This is a genomic window from Niveibacterium microcysteis (genome assembly GCF_017161445.1).
In the GTDB taxonomy this organism is placed as follows: domain Bacteria; phylum Pseudomonadota; class Gammaproteobacteria; order Burkholderiales; family Rhodocyclaceae; genus Niveibacterium; species Niveibacterium microcysteis.
Genome location: NZ_CP071060.1, coordinates 104207 through 117943, shown reverse-complemented (window position 1 = coordinate 117943; position 13737 = coordinate 104207). Strand labels below are relative to the sequence as shown.

The window sequence follows — 13737 nt, the reverse complement described above, 5'->3', positions numbered from 1 at the left end:
ACCGCGCCAGCGAGCACAATGTCATCAGCATTTGCGCTGGATGAAGTCGGCATGTCGTCACCCGCTGTACAAAGCGTTTCCTTCACCCACTCCGGATACACCACATGGCACACGACTTGGTCTTGCTTGCACAGGCGCTGCAACGCTCGGCGAAGCGGCTTGCGCTGATCGGACTGCTGTTGCCGCTATGCGGCTTGAGCAGCTGCGGCGGTGGCGGGTCCGACGCGCAAACCACGCCACCGAGCGCGCCCATGTCAATTGAAGCCCCCACCTGGCTCAACAGCGGCGTGCGCGTGATGGCGCTCGGCGACTCTCTGACCGAGGGTTGGCCTGCGACCTACGGCGGTTATCGCTTCGAGCTGTATCGCCGTTTCATCGCCGCGAAGCTGCCGGTGGACTTCGTCGGTTCGGTCACGAACGCGTCATACGGCCTGCCCGACCCTAACCATGAAGGCCATGGGGGCTGGACCTCGTACGACCTGCGAGACGGCCGCCCGAACGGCCTGGACAACGGCAATGTGCGCAACTGGCTTGGAGCCTGGCATCCACAAGTAATCCTGCTGCTGGCCGGCACCAACGACGTCTTCTACACGCAGGGCGACGACACGATCGCCGCCAACCTGCTTGCGCTGATCGACCGCATCCGCGAAGTGGCACCCGATGCCGAACTCTTCGTCGGCTCCACGCTGCCTCTGGCCGATCCGGGCCTTGCCGCACGCGTCGTGCGATTCAACGCCATCGTGCAGCAAGGCCTCGCCACGCGCATGCAGCTCGACCCCCACTTGCACAGCGTGCCGACGCACGACGCGCTCAGCATCGACGACCTCGCGGACGACGGGGTCCATATTCGCCCCGAGGGGCCGGGCAACGGGAAACTGGCCGACGCGTGGTTCAGCGCGATACGCAGCACGCTGGAACGTCTGAGCACTCACTGAACCTTCGGCCAAACAGGAAATACCGCGCGGCGGGTGAGCGGCCGCCGCCGTTAGAATCCCCCGTCGCCAAGCCCACCGGGCTGGCCGCTGCTTGGAAACGGGATTCTGGATGGCAAACGCCCGCTATGTTTTTCTCGACGGCATTCGCGGCGTTGCCGCACTGTTGGTGCTGACCCGACACACGGATGCACTCTGGAACTTCGAGATTTACCGGGGCTACCTCGCCGTCGACCTGTTCTTCGTGCTGAGTGGCTTCGTGATTGCCAGCGCCTACGACCGACGATTGCGCGATGGTCAGCTGACAAAAAGCGGCTTCATGCTGGTGCGGTTGATCCGGCTCTACCCGATGTATCTCCTGTCGCTCGTACTTGCCATGCTGGCCTGGAGCCTGTCGGCTACGCCAACACCAATGCTCGCCGGGTCGCTGTGGGTGGCCAGCGCGATGACGGCATTCTTTCTGCCGACACCGCCGCACCGCGATTCAATCCTGTTCCCTCTCAACGGACCATACTGGTCGCTGTTTTTTGAACTCATTGCGAACCTCGGCTACGCGGTCTGCCACCGGGTTTTGAGCAATCGTGTGCTGGTTTGGATCCTGTCGTTCACGGCCCTGGTACTGACGCGGATGGCAGTTCGCATGGGCGGCCTCGACGACGGCTACTCGTTCACCGCCGAGTCATTGCTGATCGGGCTGACACGCGCGGTGTTTGGTATCGCGATGGGCGTGCTGCTGTTCCGCACCGGTGCTCGCGTCAGTAACTGGGTCGAGCGCCTTGGTTCGCCATGGCTTGCCTTCCTCGTTGTGTGTGGCGTCATGCTCTCGCCCGATATGGGCCGCCTCAACGTCGTAGTGGACCTTGCCGCGGTCTGCCTGCTCTTCCCTCTCGCGGTACTCAGCATGTCGCGGGATAGCGCCACCCGTTTCGACCGCGGGCTGCTCGCACTCGGTGCAGCGAGTTACCCGATGTACGTGCTGCACGCGCCGGTCGGCGAACTCGTGCAGCACCTTGCACCGACAATGATTACGACATTCGCGCCGTACAGCGGTGTGGTCTTCGTCGCGCTGTTCGTACCCTTGGCAGTCTGGCTGGAGCGACGCATCGACGTCCCCTTACGTCGATCGCTGACGGGCCGTTTGATCGGACGCACCCCGCTTCAGCGCGCATAAAGGCAGTCAGCGAATCTGCAGATCCTGCTCGGCTAGCCAGGCGAGGGCGTCGTCGATGTTTTGGCTGCGGCGGTAGCGGACCATGCGGCGTGCGCGCTCGGCGAGTTCGCTGACGATCAGCGCGTGCAGCATGGAAGGCAGGATGTCGGTTGCTGCAACCATGCCCGCGGCGACACCCGCTTCGAAGAAGGCCCACCAGGCGTCGAAGCACTCGGGCGTGCCGCCGCCCCATTCGCGTGCGTCGGTTAACAGACCCCAGGCTCGCCCGTTGCGGGCCTGCCACAAGGCGCGCGCATCGCGGTGCATGTTGCGCGCAGCAACGTCATTCCACTCACCGACGAGACGGCTGACCAGAATGTCGCCCTGCCATTCCAGCGAATACGTTCCGTGCTGAGCCCATTGCATGTGCGCTCCCGGCAGACGGTTGGCGGATGCGATGAGTATAGACAGCCGCCGCTCTGCGTGCGGCGGAGCGCAATATCAGCGCGCGCAGTGCCGCGCGATCGCATCCACCAGGATCGCCTGCACGCCGGGCGCGAGATCGTGTCCCATGCCTGCGATCACCTGCAGTTGCGCGCCGGGAATATGGCGTGCGGTATCGCGGCCTGCCGCGAGCGGCACCAGGGGGTCGGCGTCGCCATGCAGCACCAGCGTCGGAGCACCGATGCGCTTGAGAAGGCGGCGCCGGTCGCCGCAGGCGATCACCGCCAGCAGCTGATTCACCGTGCCGGCAGGGTGATAGGCACGGCGCACGCCGGCTGCGATCTGGCGCCGCAAGTGTTCACGCGCAATCGGGAAGCCGGGGCTGCCGATCACGCCGAAGACACCGATCAGATGCTCGACGACGCTTTCCGGATTGCCCGGTTCGGCGGGCCGGCTCAGCAGCGCACGCATCGCATGCAGCTTGGGGCGTGAGAGCCGCGGATTGCCGCTCGACGACATGATCGATGTGAGGCTCAGCACTTTCTCCGGATGCCGCACAGCCAGCAGCTGCGCGATCATGCCGCCCATCGAGGTACCCACGATGTGGGACTGCGCGATACCGAGCGCGTCGAGCAGGCCGGCGCTGTCATCGGCCATATCGGCCAGCGTGTAGGGCACACGCGGCGGCAGGCCCAGCGCACTGCCGACGATCGTGCGCAGCAGCCCGGGCCGCTTGCGCGCCTTGAGGTGCGTCGACAGGCCGCTATCGCGATTGTCGAAGCGGATCACGCGGAAGCCGCGCGCCACCAGCGCGTTGCAGAAAGCGTCCGGCCAGCTCACGAGTTGCATGCCCAGGCCCATGATCAACAGGATCACCGGCGCCGCTGGGTCGCCCAGCGCTTCGTACTCGATCTCGATGCCGTTGACCGCCACGCGGCTCATGCCCGCGCCCCCGTCGCGCCGGCGCGCCGCTTTCGTGCAGGCTTGGGTGACACAGCCGCCAGCCGCGATGCCGCAGACAGTTCATCAAAACTCTGTCGCAGCGCATCGGCGAGCTTTTGTGGCTGCGGCATTGCGATACGCGCGCTGGTGATGCCGAAACCCAGCTGGCCTGCGTAGCTCATTACCGTGATGTTGAGCCCAAGCCCGTGTTCGACGATCGAGATCGGCCAGTAGTCGATCATGCGAGCACCGCAGCAGTACAAGGGTGCGGTGGGGCCCGGTACGTTGGAGATCACGAGGTTCGCAATCGGCGGAATCCGGTTCGCAAGCGTGCTGCGACAATACAGCGCCGCGAGCCCGCCCAGCACCCAGGGCAGGCCGATGGACGGGAAGTCGGTCGGCAGGATGGATTCCGCGCGCTTGGCCACCGCCTTCACCGCGCCCGCGGCTTCGCGAATCGTTTGAAGGCGGGCCAGCGGGTCGGCGATCTGTGTCGCAAGGCTCACCACAGCCATCGTGGCCTTGGTGGTGAACTCCGCATTACCGGCTTCGCGCAGCGAGATTGGCATTGCTGCGATCAGTGATTTCTCGGGCACGCCGCCGCGGTGCGCGAAGTAGCGACGCAGCGCGCCGCTGCACAGCGCAAGGACCACATCGTTGAGCTTGGCGTCGTTCGCAGTGGCGATCTGCTTGAGCGCGTCGAGCGGCAGGCTGATCGCGGCGAAGCGCCGCTCACCGGTGATCTGCACATTCAATGCCGTCTTCGGCCCCAGCGCGAGACTGCGCCGCAACGCCGATTCGCCCGATGCTTCGCCGCGCGCGCCAAGCGCTTGCTTCGCCAGCCCGCCGAGCAGACGGGCCGCTGCAGGCAGATGGCGCACCAGTTTCAGGTACTGCGCCGCGTCGTGCTGCACGGCGGCAGCGGCAAGGCTCAGCACGCTCGGAGGCGGCGCAGTTCGTGCTCGACGTGTGGGCGCGGCAGGCGTCGCGGCAGGCTGCGCCTCGCTGTCGAACAAGGCGTGTGCGAGTGCGACGCCGGCACTGCCGTCGAGCACCGCGTGGTGGATCTTCACGTAGAACGCAGCCTGCCCCTCGGCGAGCCCGTTGATCACGTACAGCATCCACAGCGGGCGCTCGCGATCGAGCAACTGCGCATGCAACTCACCGATGCAGTCTTCCAGTTCTGCTTGGCCGCCGGGCATCGGCAAGGTCACGCTGCGGACATGGTCGTCGAGGTTTACCGCCGGGTCGTCGATCCACACCGGGTTGGCGAACTGCAATGGCATCGTCGCCAGCTTGCGCCGCAGCACCGGCGTGCGCGGCAGGCGCTCGGCCAGCATCTGGCGAATTGCGTTGCGGAACTGCGCGGCACCACCGGGGGGTGGCTCGAAGCGGTGCAACGAGCCCACATGCATCGGCGTTGCCGCCGTTTCCAGATGCAGGAAGCTGCCGTCCAGTCCGCTCAGGGGCTTCACGAATCGACCTTTCGATAGGGCAGCCATGGGTGGCCGCCCGCCCAGCGTAGTCGATTCCGGCGCCGCATGCGCGCCCGCTCGGTCCACCTGCACCGTCACTGGCTCACCGTGGATCACGCGATCCCGGCCTTGCGCGTCCACGCTGTCTATCCGCCAGCGTTGAGCCGCAGCGTCGGGCCTGCGCTTTGATCTGGTCATGACCATTGCGCGCAGACGAAAACCAACGCCAGCGCTCGCGGAGCGGCACGCCGCGCCGCCCGCTGGCCAACGCGGCGGATCAGCGGCCGGTTTGTGCCGGCGCAAGCGTGCTGCGGGCGGCCCTATCTTCCGCGGTCACGCCTCTGTCACAATGCGCGCGCCCCGGCAACGGGCGCCCTACCCGGGCGCCGGCTGTTGCGGGGTAAGGCCCTTCAACCAACTGGCTCAAACAGCACATGGCCCTGATACATCTGACCGATGAACAGACCCGCACCTGGACGCGGGCACAAAAAGACGAATGGTGGTTCAAGAACGTGTATCGGGGCGACATGGCCCAGCTCACGATCCGATCCGCACTCACCGGTTTCCTGCTCGGCGGCATCCTCTCCGCCACCATGCTCTACATCGGCGCGAAAACAGGTCTTGGCCTGGGCGTCGGACTCACCTCAGTCATCCTCTCGTTTGCGCTGTTCCGTTCGCTCTCCAAGGCGGGCATCACGCGCGACATGACGATCCTGGAAAACAACTGCACCCAGTCGATCGCCACCGCAGCGGGCTACATGACCACGCCGCTCACGGCGAGCCTGGTGGCCTACATGCTGATCACCGACAAGATCATTCCGGCGTGGCAGATCGTCGTGTGGCAGGTGATCGTCGCGATCCTTGGCGTGCTGATCGCCTTCCCGCTCAAGCGCTACTTCGTCAACGACCAGCAGATGCCCTTCCCCGAGGGGCGCGCCTGCGGCGTGGTGCTCGATTCGCTCTACACCAGCGATGCCGCGGTCGGCATCTTCAAGGCGCGGCTGCTGGCGGTGGTGGCAGGGGTCACCGGCCTCTACCAGATGATCGTGTCGGACGGCTGGATGAAGCTGATCCAGTTCAAGCTGCTGCAGATGGACAAGTGGGCCGGCATGACCGAGCCCTGGACCTTCCATGAGCGGCTCGACGCCTACTACTACAACCTCGCGACCGCCTATCACCTGTGGATCCCGAAGATCCTCGGTACCGATATCCGCCAGCTCGGTTGGCGCGCGACGCTGGACGCCTCGCTGATCGGCGTGGGTGGCCTGATGGGCATCGCGGTCGCGAGCAGCGTGCTGCTCGGCGGCTTCATCAACTTCGCGGTGCTCGCGCCGATCGTGATCCAGCTCGGCGACATCGTGCCGCGCGTGGCGGCCGACGGCACGCCGATCCCGATCAACCGCGGCGAGATCGTCAACCAGTGGTCGCTGTGGTGGGGTGTCGCGATGATGGTGACCGGGTCGCTTGTCAGCCTCGTCGGCCGCCCGGAGATCTTCAAGAGCGCCTGGAAGTCGATGAGCGGCCGCAACAAGGCGGTCAGCAACGGCCCGGACATCCTCAAGGACATCGAGCTGCCGCTGTGGGTGTCCTACGTCGGTGTGCCGCTGTTCAGCGTGCTCGGTGCCTGGGTCACGCACGAGTTCTTCGGCGTGCCCTGGCTGCTGAGCGTGGTCTCGCTGCCGCTGATCTTCGTGCTGACCATCATCGGCACCAATTCGATGGCGCTGACCTCGTGGATCCCGCTCGGCGCGATGGCGAAGATCACGCAGTTCTCGATCGGCGCGCTCGATCGCAGCAACCCGGCCAGCAACCTGCTGCCGGCCGGCATGACGGCCGAGATCTCGGCCAACGCGGCGAACCTGCTCTCCGACATCAAGCCGGGCTACATGCTCGGCGCCAAGCCGCGCCAGCAGGCGATCGGCCATGTGATCGGCATCTTCTCCGGCGCGCTCGCCTGCGCACCGCTGTTCTTCCTGCTCTTCCTGCCGAAGAACGCCGAAGGCGTGCGCTCGACCACCACCATCGTCTCGGACGCCTTCGCCTTCCCGGCTGCGCTGCAGTGGAAGGGCGTCGCCGAGATCATCGCCAAGGGCGTGGCCTCGCTGCCGACCTCCGCCGTCATCGCGATGGTGCTCGCCTGTGTCGCCGCAATCGCGATCGAAGTGGCGAAGATCGTCACGAAGGGCCGCTTCCCGCTGTCTGCGGTGTCGATCGGCCTTGGCGTCGTGCTGCCGCCGGACGCATCGCTGACGATGTTCGTCGGTGCGCTGCTGTTCTGGGTCATGAGCCGCCGCAACGAAGGCAAGCCCGGCACCCGTGGCCACGCGATCTGGGTCGACGGCCTTGAACCGATCTGCGCCGGCCTGATTTCGGGCGCCGCGCTGCTCGGTATCGGCAACGCGATCGTGAATGTGCTGATCTGATCGTCCCCTCACGGCAACTGAAAAACGGCGTGCGCATCCGGCACGCCGTTTTTGTTTTTGCGCACCGTAGAATCTGAGCCCCCACGCGAAGCGAGCCTGCCCCATGCGCGAGATTCCTGCCGAATCCAAGACCATCGAAAGCGTCGCGCAGGCGATCGACGCGCTGACCCGCGGCAAGCTGCTCGACGCGCTCGCCCCGGAAGCCAGCGCACGCCGCGGCGATGCGCGCTTCGGGCTGTGGTTTCGCGGCCATGAACGCGCCAGCTACCGGCTCGTGCCAAGCCTGCTGCGGCCGGCACCAGGGCGCGCGCCGATGGATGAGGTTTCACTGACGCGCCACTTTCGCGCACTGAACCCGGATGCAGCGCCGGCCGGCACGCCGGACTTCGCCGCGCTGGTCACGATGCAGCACTACCTCGCGCCAACCCGGCTGCTCGACTGGACCGAGAACCTGCTGGTCGCGCTGTTCTTCGCGGTGCGCGAGCCGCACCTGGACGACTGCGGCGAAGACGCCGCGATTTGGATCCTCAACGCGAGGCGCCTCAACTACTACAGCTCCGCCACGCGCCGCAGCGCCGAGCTGCTGTACGCCCACGACGCCGACGTCGTAGCCCGTGCCGCACTGTGCCGCGTACGCAATCGCGACGAATGGCGCGACTGTGTCGCCCGCAGCCTGCAAGCTCCCGACATCGACGGCGAGCACTATCGCCACGCGCGGCTCCTCAGCGCGATCGGCGACACGCCGATCCCGGTATCGCAGATCGCCAGCGAGGCGCAAACGGTGGACCTGCGTGCAGTGCCACTGAACACGCCGCGCGGCATCAGGCCCGTCAAACTGTTCGACGACACCAACTGGGCCAGTGCGGAGCGCCTCGCGCTGCGGCTATCGATGCCGGTGGCCGTGTTCCCGCCGCGGGCCAACCCACGCATCCGGAACCAGGCTGGCACCTTCACCTTGCACGGCGGCCGCTACGTTGCCGACACCTCGGCCTGGGCGGGCAAGACCCTGTCGCCAAGCGCGATCGGTGCACCAGTCGATCTGCTCGACATCGATGCCGCGCTGAGCCGGACGCGCATCCTCAAGTGGCTGCGGATCCCGTGCGCCAAGCGTGCCGCCATGCGGCGCGAACTGGCGCTGATCGGCATCACCGAGGCCGCGTTGTTCCCCGAACTGGACTACCAGTCGCGCCATCTCGCCGAGCGCTGGACGCCACCGCGCGAGAGCGACAGCGACGATTGAGCCGCCACGCGGGGCATCTGCCCCCTGCAGATATTCGGCAAACGGCGCCGCGTCGGCGATACTTCAGGGTTGGCCCGTGTTTTCGGGCCGTCCTCGCAGGGCCCCCGCCATGACTACACCCGACACCCCGACCACCTTCGCCGAGCTCGGCCTGCCCGAAGCGCTGCTGCGCGCGCTGGCGGACGTGGGCTACGAAACCCCCTCGCCAATTCAGGCCGCCTGCATCCCGCTGCTGCTGGAAGGCAATGACATCATCGGCGAAGCGCAGACCGGTACCGGCAAGACGGCGGCGTTCGCGCTGCCACTGCTCTCGCGCATCGACATCGCCGAGCGCCGCCCGCAAGCACTGGTGCTCACGCCAACACGCGAACTCGCGATCCAGGTTGCCGAGGCCCTGCAGAAGTACGCACACCACCTGCCCGGCTTCCATGTGCTGCCGATCTACGGCGGCCAGAGCATGGTGGTGCAGCTGCGGGCGCTGTCGCGCGGGCCGCAGGTGATCGTCGGCACGCCGGGCCGGGTGATGGACCACCTCGAGCGCAAGAGCCTCGAGCTCGATGCGCTGCGCGTGATGGTGCTCGACGAAGCCGACGAGATGCTGCGCATGGGCTTCATCGACGATGTTGAATGGATCCTCCAGCACACGCCGCCCGAGCGGCAGACCGCGCTGTTCTCGGCGACCATGCCGGAGCCGATCCGGCGTGTCGCGCGCACCTACCTGCGCGAACCGCGCGAGGTGAAGATCCGCGCCGCGACCAGCACCGTCGAGGCGATCCGCCAGCGTTACTGGACCGTGCGCGGCATGGACAAGCTCGATGCCCTCACGCGCATCCTCGAAGTGGAAGAGGACTTCGACGCCGCGATCGTGTTCGTGCGGACCAAGATCGCCACCGAAGAGCTGGCGCAGAAGCTCGAAGCACGCGGCATCGCCGCCGCGGCGCTGAACGGCGACATGACGCAGGGCCTGCGCGAACGCGTGATCGAGCAGCTGAAGAACGGCCAGCTCGACATCGTCGTCGCGACCGACGTGGCGGCGCGCGGTATCGATGTGCCGCGCGTCACCCACGTCATCAACTACGACATCCCCTACGACACCGAGGCCTATGTGCACCGCATCGGCCGCACCGGCCGTGCGGGGCGCACCGGCAACGCGATCCTCTTCGTCAGCCCGCGCGAGTTCCGCATGCTGAAGACGATCGAGCGCGTCACCCGCGCGACGATCGAACCGCTGCGCCTGCCGACGCGCAGCGAAGTGGAGATCAAGCGCGCCGAGCAGTTCAAGCAGCAGATCACCGAGGTGATCGAGAACGAATCGCTGGAATACTTCGTCGAGCTGGTGAGCCAGATGGAAGACGATCAGGACCTCACCGCGCACGAAATCGCCGCTGCGCTGGCCTGGATCGCGCAACGCGAGCGCCCGCTCAAGCTCGACCCCGCCGAATGGCCGGATGAACCCGCTGCAAGGCCGGAACGCGAACGCCCGGTACGCGAGAACCGCGAAGAGATCCTCGCCAAGCGCCGCGAGTTCTCGGCCGGCGCACTGGCGCGCTACCGCATCAACGTGGGCCGCAACGACGGCGTGATGCCGAAGGAGATCGTCGGCGCAATCGCCAACGAAGGCGGCATCGAAGGCCGCTACATCGGCCAGATCAACCTGTTCCCGGACTTCTCGACGGTGGAACTGCCGCGCGACCTGCCCGCCGACGTATTGGCGCAGATCGGCGCGATCCGCGTGCGTCGCCAGGCACTGGCGATCCGACCGCTCGAAGAAGGGGAAGCCGAAGGCATGGAGCGCCGCCCGCCGCGCCGCGATTTCCGTGATGAGCGCAGCGGCGGCGGCTGGGGTGACCGCGGCAAGCAACGCGAAGGTGATCGCGGGCGCTTTGAAGACCGCAAGCCACAGGGCCGCTGGGCCGACGACCGCCCGCCGCGCCCGCGCCCACAAGGCGAGCGCCCCTACGGCGATCGGCCGCAAGGTGAGCGCAGTTTCAGCGAGCGTCCGCGTTCAGACCGACCACAGGGCGACAGGCCGCAGGGCGAACGTTCGTGGGGTGACCGGCCACAGACCGACCGGCCCGCGAGTGACCGCCCGCAGGGTGATCGTCCTTGGGGCGACCGACCGCCACGTCCTCAAGGCGACCGGGCCCCGCGCCCCTTCGGCGACCGCCCCCCCAAGCCCGCTTACGCGGGTGACAAGAAACCCTGGGGCCCGCCCAAGGGCCGCAAGAACGATCGCTGATCGATAAGGAAAGGGGCTGCACATGCAGCCCCTTCTTTTCATCGGCCACGGGCAACGCCCGGGGCCGACCATCGTGCTGGACGCGGCTTACTTCAACGCCGCCTGCATCAGCGCAGCGAGCGATGCCGTCGGGCGACCGATCAAGGTGCTCAAGGTGTGCGAATCGTCAAACAGGCCGCCCTTCGAGGCGCCGGTGTCGGAATCGGCCAGTAGGGCGGCAATCGGCTCCGGCAGGCCGGCGCCCAACAACGCACCCTTGAACTCGGCTTCAGCCATGTTGATGTAGGGGATCTGCTTGCCGGTCTGGCGGCTCAACTCGGCGGCGAACTCGGCAAGCGTGTAGCTCTCGTCGCCGGCCAGTTCGTAAACCTTGCCGGCCTGATCTGGCGAGGTCAGGACAACGGCCGCCGCGTCCGCATAGTCGGCTCGCGCGGCCGACGCGATGCGGCCTTCGCCGGCGCTGCCGATGTAAGCGCCATGCTGCACGGCGGGCGGGATGCTCGCGAGGTAGTTCTCGGTGTACCAGCCATTGCGCAGAACCACGTGGGGCAGGCCGACTTCCAGCAGGTACTGCTCCGTCGCGAAATGCTCATCGCGCAGCCCGAGCGGCGAGCTGTCGGCGTGCAGCAGGCTGGTGTACGCCAGCAACTTCACGCCAACGCGCTTCGCGGCGTCGATGACGTTCTTGTGCTGCGGAAAGCGTTGGCCCACTTCGCTCGACGACACCAGCAGCACCTGGTCGGCACCGTTGAAAGCCGCGTCGAGGGTGGCGGGCTGGGTGTAGTCGGCGGCACGCACTTGCACGCCCAGCGCGGCGAGATCGGCCGCACGAGCAGGGTTGCGCACGGCGGCGACGATTTGCGCTGCGGGCACCTTGCGGGCGAGCAGGGAATTGATGACGAGGCGGCCGAGCTGGCCGGAAGCGCCGGTAACGACGATCATGATGCGCACTCCTGTAGTGGAAGGTTGGTGGTTCGCAGCCTATCGACTAAACTTACTTTTCGTAAGTACGCACCTGAAAGTTAGTGTCATGCCCAACGCTCACCCCGTCCCCGCCGAAAGCGCAGAAACCTTGTCGGAACGCCTGATGCGCGGCAACGTCTTTGCCGAGCTGTGCCCCTCACGCGAAGTGTTGCAACACGTCACCAGCCGCTGGGGCGTGCTGGTGCTGGTCGCTCTGCTGGGCGGCACGCATCGCTTCAGCGACCTGCGCCGAAAGATTGGCGGCGTGAGCGAGAAGATGCTGGCGCAAACGCTGCAATGGCTGGAGCGCGATGGCTTCGTGCTGCGCGTGGCCTACCCGGTGGTGCCGCCGCATGTCGAGTATTCCCTCACCCCGCTCGGCCAGGAAGTCGCACAGCGGGTTCAGGCGCTGGCCGACTGGATCGAAGGCAACCTCGCCACGATCCTCCGGGCCCGCGGCACCCAGACCGAGGCAAAGCACTGATACCGGCCAGCGCTCGCTGACGCGAGCGGCAACGACCACCGTCCTGCTAAGGTATGAGTCCTCATCCGGTACGCCAGACCACCACCATGCGCCGAGTTCTGCGAAGAGCCCTCTTTCTTGCCCTGCTGACCCACGCGATGCCGGCAGGCGCTGCACCGCTCGCGGTGGGCGACACGCTTCGACTGCCACGCCTTGAGGACCAGCACGGCCGCGCGTTCGACGTCGCACCCGCGACACGCACCTTGCTCTTTGCAGCAGACAAGGCCGCCAGCGATCTGGTGATGCAGGTCTTCGACGGCATCGGTGCCGAGCGCCTCGACGCCATGCAACTGCGCTATGTCGCCGATATCAGCGCCATGCCGGCGCTGGTCACAAGCATGTTTGCGCTGCCTGCGCTGCGCAAACGCGCCTATCCGGTGGGCCTGGCGCGCGATGCCACGCTGACCGCCGAACTCCCCCGCGAAGGCGGTAGCGTCACCGTGCTGCGCATCGAAGCCGGCCGCATCACTGCGCTTGCCTACGCCGCAACGCCAGGCGCACTGAAACGCGCGTTGGGCCTCCCTGAGTAGGCCAACTCGCCCGGCACGCGGCCCATCCGCCGCCCAAAACGCAGCAAACCCTGAGGAGCATCGTATCCATGCGCAGCATGATCTTCGTTTTGGCGATGCTGGCCAGCACGCCTGTCCTCGCTGAAGTGCCGGCCTCGCTGAGCGGCCCCCAGTTCGACGCCGCCTTGCAGCAAAAAGGTGATCCGGCACGCGGCAAGGCGGTATTCGCGGAATGCGCCGGATGCCATCACAAGGATGCGTCAGGGCGCAGCAGCGGCACGATTCCGCGTCTCGCCGGGCAGCATGCGTCCGTGATCCGCAAGCAGTTGCTCGACATCCGCACCGGCAAACGCAACAACCCGCTGATGGCGCCGATTCTGGACGACCCGGATCTCACACTCGACGCGATCGCCGATGTCGCCAGCTACCTTGCCTCGTTGCCCGTAGCCGGCCCCACCGGCAAGGGGCCAGGTACGATGATCGGCCGCGGCCGATCGCTGTATGTCCAGGACTGCGCGCGCTGCCACGGCGCAAACGGCGAGGGCATCGCCGAACAGTTCAACCCGCGCCTCGTCGGCCAGCACTACGGCTACCTGTTGCGCGAACTCAAGCTGATCCGCAGCGGCGAGCGCGGCAATTCCAACGCCAACATGGTCGGTGTGCTCAAGCCGTATGCGGAGTCGGATCTGGAAGCGCTGGCGGATTTTCTGTCGCAGTTGCCTGCGCCCTGATCCGGGCTGCCGATAGAAAGCCAGCCATCGCTCGAACGCGTCGGACACACGAATCTGGTCGCATTGCGAACATGACCCTCGCCATCACGAAACGAGACCCCGTGTCCACCATGCTTAGCATCGTGCGTACCCACTCGTTGCTCAGTTGAGCAAGACGGGCTTCAGC

At 66.5% G+C, this 13737-nt stretch carries 12 protein-coding genes; 8 read left to right on the top strand and 4 right to left on the bottom strand.

Translation table 11 applies throughout. The features are described 5' to 3' along the window. Positions 1-104 precede the first annotated feature (104 nt). Both JY500_RS00515 and JY500_RS00510 read left to right on the top strand, forming a co-directional pair. Positions 105-935, top strand: a complete 831-nt coding sequence (locus JY500_RS00515; protein ID WP_206254699.1) for a GDSL-type esterase/lipase family protein — start codon at positions 105-107, stop codon at positions 933-935. A gap of 109 nt (positions 936-1044) precedes the next feature. Next, on the top strand, positions 1045-2103 hold the full coding sequence (locus tag JY500_RS00510; protein ID WP_206254698.1) for an acyltransferase family protein: 1059 nt from the start codon (positions 1045-1047) through the stop codon (positions 2101-2103). 6 nt (positions 2104-2109) lie between these two features. Here the strand turns inward: JY500_RS00510 and JY500_RS00505 are convergent, their stop codons facing one another. From JY500_RS00505 to JY500_RS00495, 3 genes are all read right to left on the bottom strand, one after another. Then, positions 2110-2508 carry a hypothetical protein gene (locus JY500_RS00505; RefSeq protein WP_206254697.1) on the bottom strand — a complete coding sequence of 133 codons (399 nt, stop codon included), beginning with the start codon at positions 2506-2508 and terminating at the stop codon, positions 2110-2112. 75 nt (positions 2509-2583) lie between these two features. Beyond that, complete coding sequence (locus tag JY500_RS00500) at positions 2584-3468, bottom strand: alpha/beta hydrolase (protein WP_206254696.1); 885 nt, start codon at positions 3466-3468, stop codon at positions 2584-2586. Next, positions 3465-5084, bottom strand: a complete 1620-nt coding sequence (locus tag JY500_RS00495; protein WP_206254695.1) for a wax ester/triacylglycerol synthase family O-acyltransferase — start codon at positions 5082-5084, stop codon at positions 3465-3467. The genes JY500_RS00500 and JY500_RS00495 overlap by 4 nt, the downstream gene beginning before the upstream one ends. A 293-nt stretch (positions 5085-5377) precedes the next feature. Here JY500_RS00495 and JY500_RS00490 point away from each other — a divergent pair, with 293 nt between their 5' ends. From JY500_RS00490 to JY500_RS00480, 3 genes are all read left to right on the top strand, one after another. Beyond that, a complete protein-coding gene (locus JY500_RS00490; protein ID WP_206254694.1) occupies positions 5378-7366 on the top strand; it encodes an OPT family oligopeptide transporter in 1989 nt (662 codons plus the stop codon). Positions 7367-7469: 103 nt separating this feature from the next. Further along, complete coding sequence (locus tag JY500_RS00485; RefSeq protein ID WP_206254693.1) at positions 7470-8606, top strand: FRG domain-containing protein; 1137 nt, start codon at positions 7470-7472, stop codon at positions 8604-8606. Between the two features lie 109 nt (positions 8607-8715). Then, positions 8716-10845 (top strand): DEAD/DEAH box helicase, encoded by a 2130-nt coding sequence (locus tag JY500_RS00480; RefSeq protein ID WP_206254692.1) that lies wholly within the window; start codon positions 8716-8718, stop codon positions 10843-10845. An 87-nt stretch (positions 10846-10932) separates the two neighbouring features. Here the strand turns inward: JY500_RS00480 and JY500_RS00475 are convergent, their stop codons facing one another. Beyond that, positions 10933-11787, bottom strand: coding sequence for an SDR family oxidoreductase (locus tag JY500_RS00475; protein ID WP_206254691.1), 855 nt, complete (start codon positions 11785-11787; stop codon positions 10933-10935). Positions 11788-11875: 88 nt separating this feature from the next. Between JY500_RS00475 and JY500_RS00470 the strand changes: the two genes are divergently transcribed. From JY500_RS00470 to JY500_RS00460, 3 genes are all read left to right on the top strand, one after another. Beyond that, a complete protein-coding gene (locus JY500_RS00470) occupies positions 11876-12292 on the top strand; it encodes a winged helix-turn-helix transcriptional regulator (protein ID WP_206254690.1) in 417 nt (138 codons plus the stop codon). A gap of 86 nt (positions 12293-12378) precedes the next feature. Further along, complete coding sequence (locus JY500_RS00465; RefSeq protein WP_206254689.1) at positions 12379-12861, top strand: hypothetical protein; 483 nt, start codon at positions 12379-12381, stop codon at positions 12859-12861. A 68-nt stretch (positions 12862-12929) separates the two neighbouring features. Next, positions 12930-13571: a c-type cytochrome gene (locus JY500_RS00460; protein ID WP_206254688.1), complete on the top strand. Its 642-nt coding sequence runs from the start codon at positions 12930-12932 to the stop codon at positions 13569-13571. Positions 13572-13737: the final 166 nt, after the last annotated feature.

Excerpts from the sequence above, each read along its gene's own strand:
- JY500_RS00480 (WP_206254692.1), top strand. The coding sequence starts at position 8,716 with ATGACTACACCCGACACCCCGACCACCTTCGCCGAGCTCGGCCTGCCC.
- JY500_RS00510 (WP_206254698.1), top strand. The coding sequence starts at position 1,045 with ATGGCAAACGCCCGCTATGTTTTTCTCGACGGCATTCGCGGCGTTGCC.
- JY500_RS00475 (WP_206254691.1), bottom strand. The coding sequence starts at position 11,787 with ATGATCGTCGTTACCGGCGCTTCCGGCCAGCTCGGCCGCCTCGTCATC.
- JY500_RS00515 (WP_206254699.1), top strand. The coding sequence starts at position 105 with ATGGCACACGACTTGGTCTTGCTTGCACAGGCGCTGCAACGCTCGGCG.
- JY500_RS00485 (WP_206254693.1), top strand. The coding sequence starts at position 7,470 with ATGCGCGAGATTCCTGCCGAATCCAAGACCATCGAAAGCGTCGCGCAG.
- JY500_RS00460 (WP_206254688.1), top strand. The coding sequence starts at position 12,930 with ATGCGCAGCATGATCTTCGTTTTGGCGATGCTGGCCAGCACGCCTGTC.
- JY500_RS00470 (WP_206254690.1), top strand. The coding sequence starts at position 11,876 with ATGCCCAACGCTCACCCCGTCCCCGCCGAAAGCGCAGAAACCTTGTCG.
- JY500_RS00490 (WP_206254694.1), top strand. The coding sequence starts at position 5,378 with ATGGCCCTGATACATCTGACCGATGAACAGACCCGCACCTGGACGCGG.
- JY500_RS00500 (WP_206254696.1), bottom strand. The coding sequence starts at position 3,468 with ATGAGCCGCGTGGCGGTCAACGGCATCGAGATCGAGTACGAAGCGCTG.
- JY500_RS00465 (WP_206254689.1), top strand. The coding sequence starts at position 12,379 with ATGCGCCGAGTTCTGCGAAGAGCCCTCTTTCTTGCCCTGCTGACCCAC.
- JY500_RS00505 (WP_206254697.1), bottom strand. The coding sequence starts at position 2,508 with ATGCAATGGGCTCAGCACGGAACGTATTCGCTGGAATGGCAGGGCGAC.